Genomic DNA, 4,478 nt, shown 5'->3' with positions numbered 1-4,478 from the left:
GCCGGCCGCACCCTGCTGCGCCACGCACGGATCAGCTGCGCAAACTCGTCCATGCCGCCATGATCCCCCGCGGTCGGCGGCCGTGGGTGGTACCAGCTTGCCTACCCGAAGCGGTACCTGTCGGCCCAGCCGCGAAGGCACCAGCATTCGATCTCGACCGCAACGGACGGTGACCCCTAGCCCCCGGGGCCCGGTTCGGCTGGGCGAGAAGGAGAAAATGATGTCGGAGAACGATCTGAAGAGCTGGTACCTGCAGTACGTCGCGGCGCTCGACGGCCGGCGGCTGGACGAGATGGACCAGTTCATCGCCGACGAGGTGACCCTGAACGGCACCCCGGGCCGGCGAGCCGATGTGATCGCGGACATGCGATCCATCCTCGAGGCCGTTCCGGACATGCGGTGGCAGGTCCAGGAGCTGCTATTCGACCGTGACCGGATCGCCGTGCGCGCCGTCAACACCGGCACCCCGCAGAAGGAGTGGCTGGGCATCGCGCCCACCGGCAAGTCCTTCACGATCGTCGAGTACGCCATCTACCGGGTCCGCGACGGGCGCTTCGTGGAGATGACCAACCTGCACGACTCGGCGGACATCCTGCGGCAGCTGACCGCCTGACCCACCGGGTGGAGGGCCGGCACCTCGATCGTGGAGGTGCCGGCCCCGGCCGTGAACGGGAAGCCGCCGCGCTCGACATCCGTCCCCCCAACGTTCGTAGATCGTCCACCAGGTCAGACTCGCGGCGACGAGCGCGAAAGGATCACAGAGGAGGACAGTGCCCTCCAGGGGAGTGCCAGGAGCTGTGTCGACGGGCCGGGGTCCGTGTTGCAGGAGGGCGACCAGGGCTGCTACAACTCGAGATCACCGGCGCGGTCCGCGGCAAGAGTGTGATCACCACGGTCCACGATTGTTCCGTTCAAAACCGGGCTGATCAAGCCCCGCCGCCCCTGGAAGACACTCTCCGAGGTCGTGTTGGGCACCGCCGAGTGGGTCGACTGGTACTGCCACCGCCGACTCCACGGTGAAACAGGGGACATCCCACTCGCCCAATACGAAACCAACTACTACAGCAAGAGTACAAAACACCAGGTCACAGTCAAGATCTAGAGTCTCGATCAAGCCCTGGAACGGCTCACACTGGGCCACGGCTGCCTCCGCAGGTCCCACGTCGGTCAGCACGGTCTTGGAGCGTTGGCCATTGCGGGAGTTGGCGCCGATCTTGCCTGCTGGATCGTGCACAGCCGAGGTGGTCGGTGATCTGGCCCTCGAGAGCGGTCTCCAGCAGCCGCTTGGTCAGCTGCTGGAGCAGCCCGCCCTCACCTGTCAGCTGCAGGCCTACAGCCTGGGCTGCTGGTCACCAGCTCTTCAATTAACTTGTCGTCCACGCCCTCCACCGACACATCCCTACCGACTCGACAGCCTCATGCTCGCCCACGTTCTCACTGGTCATCAATGAGTCTCTTTCATCCTGTGCTGGCGGGTGAAATGGGCTGGTCAGTGGCTGTGGTGACGAGGCAGGGCCCCTCGTCGTTGGCGTGGTGATTCCACTCAGCACACCGGCGACCGAAGGGGCCCTGTTGGTTTGCGTATCCTGCCACGCTCGACGTCCCGCACGAGCTCGTTGAGCACGTCGCCTGGCTGCTGTACGAGCACCGCCGCGCACGTAACACCCGCTGGCGGAAGCTCCGCTGCTTCGACCAGGCACTGCTCACGCTGGTCCACCTGCGCAAGAACGGGACATTCGCCCAGCTCGGCGCCGGGTTCGCGATATCCCAGGCCACCGCCTGGCGCTACGTGGACGAGGCCCTGGAGGTGCTGGCTTCCTGGGCCCCAGGCCTCCATGAAGCCCTCACCGGCCTCGGTGAGGGCGACCACGTCATCGTTGACGGCACGCTGATCCCCACCGACCGCGTCCGCGCCGATCAGCCGTACTACTCGCAGAAGCACAAGAAGCACGGCATGAACGTGCAGGTCATCGCCCGCCCTGACGGCACCCCGCTGTGGTTCTCCCGCGCGACACCCGGCCGCACACACGACCTGACCGCGGCCCGAGCTCACGGCATCGTCCAGGCCTGCCTGACCCGGCAGATCCTCGTGCTGGCGGACCGCGCCTACCAGGGCGCCGGCGCCACATTCCGCACCCCCTACTACCACCACCGCGAACAGCCCGAGCACTACCAGCAGTTCAACCGCGACCACGCCCGACTTCGAGCCCCCGGCGAACGCGCCTTCGCCCGGCTCAAGTCCTGGCGCATCATGCGCAGAGCACGTTCCTCCACCCGCCGCATCAGCCGCACCGTCCAAGCCATCCACACACTCATGACCTGCGACTATTCAGGATGAAAGAGGCTCAATGAGCCTCTTCAGAACGGCCACCGATCGGGTGCGCCGGGAGCAACAGCCGGGACCGGCACGGCGGCAACCTCCGCGCTCGGGAGCGTCGTCAACACCTGCCACGACATCACCCTCGCGAAGCACTACTGAAGAAGCTCAATGCATTTTCCATCGTCGGGAGTTGCACCAACGATTTGCAGGCCTGATCATGCAAGAGATCCTGGGGCGGAAGTATGTGTGGAGCGGATCGGTTTCGCCGTCCCTGTCCGCTGCCCCGGTCGGCATGTCATCGTGAGGGTGGCCGGCTCGTAGGCGGCTGCTGGTAGGGGAACTGGTGCGGCGCGGAGTAGGGCGTATTGATGTGCCCGCTTCCGGGTGTTGGATTCTGGGCTGCGTGGTAGGCCGTCTGCGCAGGCGGCTGCGGGTACGGGTTCGTCGTTTGGTAGGGCGTATTGGTGTGCCCGCCCCAGGCTGCCGGGTTCTGGGCTGCATAGTAGGCCGTGTGCGCAGGCGGCTGCTGGTAAGGGGTGTACGGCGCGGGGTACGACGCACTCTGCTGAGTCTGATACGGAGAATAGCCCCCGGGGGGCTGAGAGGGATGCGCGGACTGCGGGGCCCACGTCTGGCCGGTGGGACCGGTGAACGCGGAGGCGGTCATGCCGTATTGCGCCACATCCTGCTGGAACGGGTTCGAGGCTGCGGAGACGGTCTGCGGAGCGTATGAACCGAGCTGCCCCACCCCAGGCCGGCTCGCGAAAGCGATCTGCCCTTGCCTGTAGACGGTCTGTGCCTCGTCGCCCCACGGCCGAAGATGCGCCGTAGCGATCGCTCCACCTTGTTTGGAGGCAAGTGGTTGAGTTGACGAGATTTTTAGTCCGTCGCCCTCATTTACCAGCGTGTACCCTGCCACGTTCTCTAGCGAATCTCTCTCCAAGTCGCTCACATAGGTCCTCGTATCAGTGGAAAGGTTATGTAGGCGCACTCCGAGAGTTATCTCCCCTACCCCCTGCAGCGGCACTTTAAAGCTGAAGGGTGGAAGGTATCCGCGCACTATATTGCCATTCTCAACCGCTTTCACGATTGCAGCGGCATAATTTAACCTTGCGCGATAAAGTTCCGATGTGCTGTCCAGCAACATGCTGTCGGCGTTGATGACCCATCCCGCCCTTTTTTCGTCTTTACGCCACTCTGTTAAGATCCCCGCTTTGTCGCACTCCACCTTCTCTAAGGGGCCCATGGAGAACTTACCCGTGCTCTTGCGGAGATCTTGGAACCTCTGTCCATACGTCAAGGGTTTTGGTTGATTATCCACTTTCACTGTATAGCGATGGGGAGGCCCGCCCGCTCCTTTCCATTCGGCTTCAAAGCCTGAAGTGCCGAACGTTCTGGCTACTGCTTCCGCCCAGTCCCGATCAGGAACAGTTCGTGGCATGTTTAGTCCCTCATTGATCGCGGAGACAATGCGTCTCCTGTAACGTGCCCTGCGGTTCTCCGGTTCACCAGCCCAGCGAGTCGGTCGTTAAACCGAGATGACGGTTTTGTACTGACTTCCCATGATTGTCGTCGGCTACTGAGAGAACACGCACGCTCATGTTGAGGCCGCCCGCTGGCATGAAGGGGAGACGCGCCGCAGCGGAGATCCGTACATCATCACTGAGGTTCTTTCATCCTGTGCTGTGGGGGTGAATTGGGCTGGTCAGGCGGGGTGACATGACGAAGCCCCTCGTCGTTGGTGTGGTGAGCTCACTCAACACGCCATCGGCCGGGGGGCTTCGTTGGTTCTGTATCCTTCCCTGTTTGACGTCTCATACGAGCTGGTTGAACACCTCTCGTGGCTCATCTACGCCCGAAGGCGTGAACTTCGCACACGATGGCGCAAGTTGGGGTGCTTCAAGCAAGCCCTCCTGGTCCTGGCCGACAACAACGAGCTGTTCATCGATCCGGAGACCGGGGTGCCCAAGCTCAAGCCGCGCCGCGCGGAGAAGCCGAGGGCGAGCGCGGTACGGCTGGAGCAGGCGATTAAGACGTCGTTTCAGTTGGTGAGTCTGCGGTAGCTGATGAGGGCTGTGGCGATGCCGACGAAGGCCAGGAAGTGCTCGGCCTTTCGCTCGTAACGTCGGTGCAGCCTCCGGCATCCGGCCAGCCAGGA

The 4,478-nt window shown here is 63.4% G+C and carries 1 protein-coding gene and 4 pseudogenes; 3 read left to right on the top strand and 2 right to left on the bottom strand.

Annotation, left to right across the window (positions count from 1 at the left end):
- The first annotated feature begins 220 nt into the window (after positions 1-220).
- Positions 221-613 (top strand): ester cyclase, encoded by a 393-nt coding sequence (locus EHS43_RS38245; RefSeq protein WP_125195198.1) that lies wholly within the window; start codon positions 221-223, stop codon positions 611-613.
- A 534-nt stretch (positions 614-1,147) separates the two neighbouring features.
- Here EHS43_RS38245 and EHS43_RS48410 read toward each other — a convergent pair.
- Positions 1,148-1,343, bottom strand: a pseudogene (locus EHS43_RS48410) (transposase); the annotation flags it as partial.
- 187 nt (positions 1,344-1,530) lie between these two features.
- On the opposite strand from EHS43_RS48410, the pseudogene EHS43_RS38235 reads away from it, so the two are divergent.
- Together EHS43_RS38235 and EHS43_RS48405 are read left to right on the top strand one after the other, a co-directional pair.
- A pseudogene (locus EHS43_RS38235) lies at positions 1,531-2,338 on the top strand (IS5 family transposase).
- Positions 2,339-4,104: 1,766 nt separating this feature from the next.
- Positions 4,105-4,242, top strand: a pseudogene (locus tag EHS43_RS48405) (IS5/IS1182 family transposase); the annotation flags it as partial.
- 119 nt (positions 4,243-4,361) lie between these two features.
- Here EHS43_RS48405 and EHS43_RS38230 read toward each other — a convergent pair.
- Positions 4,362-4,478, bottom strand: a pseudogene (locus EHS43_RS38230) (IS5/IS1182 family transposase); the annotation flags it as partial.

It is taken from the genome of Streptomyces sp. RP5T (assembly GCF_003933965.1).
GTDB lineage: Bacteria > Actinomycetota > Actinomycetes > Streptomycetales > Streptomycetaceae > Streptomyces.
This window is presented reverse-complemented; position numbering and strand designations above follow the sequence as displayed.

Excerpts from the sequence above, each read along its gene's own strand:
- EHS43_RS38245 (WP_125195198.1), top strand. The coding sequence starts at position 221 with ATGTCGGAGAACGATCTGAAGAGCTGGTACCTGCAGTACGTCGCGGCG.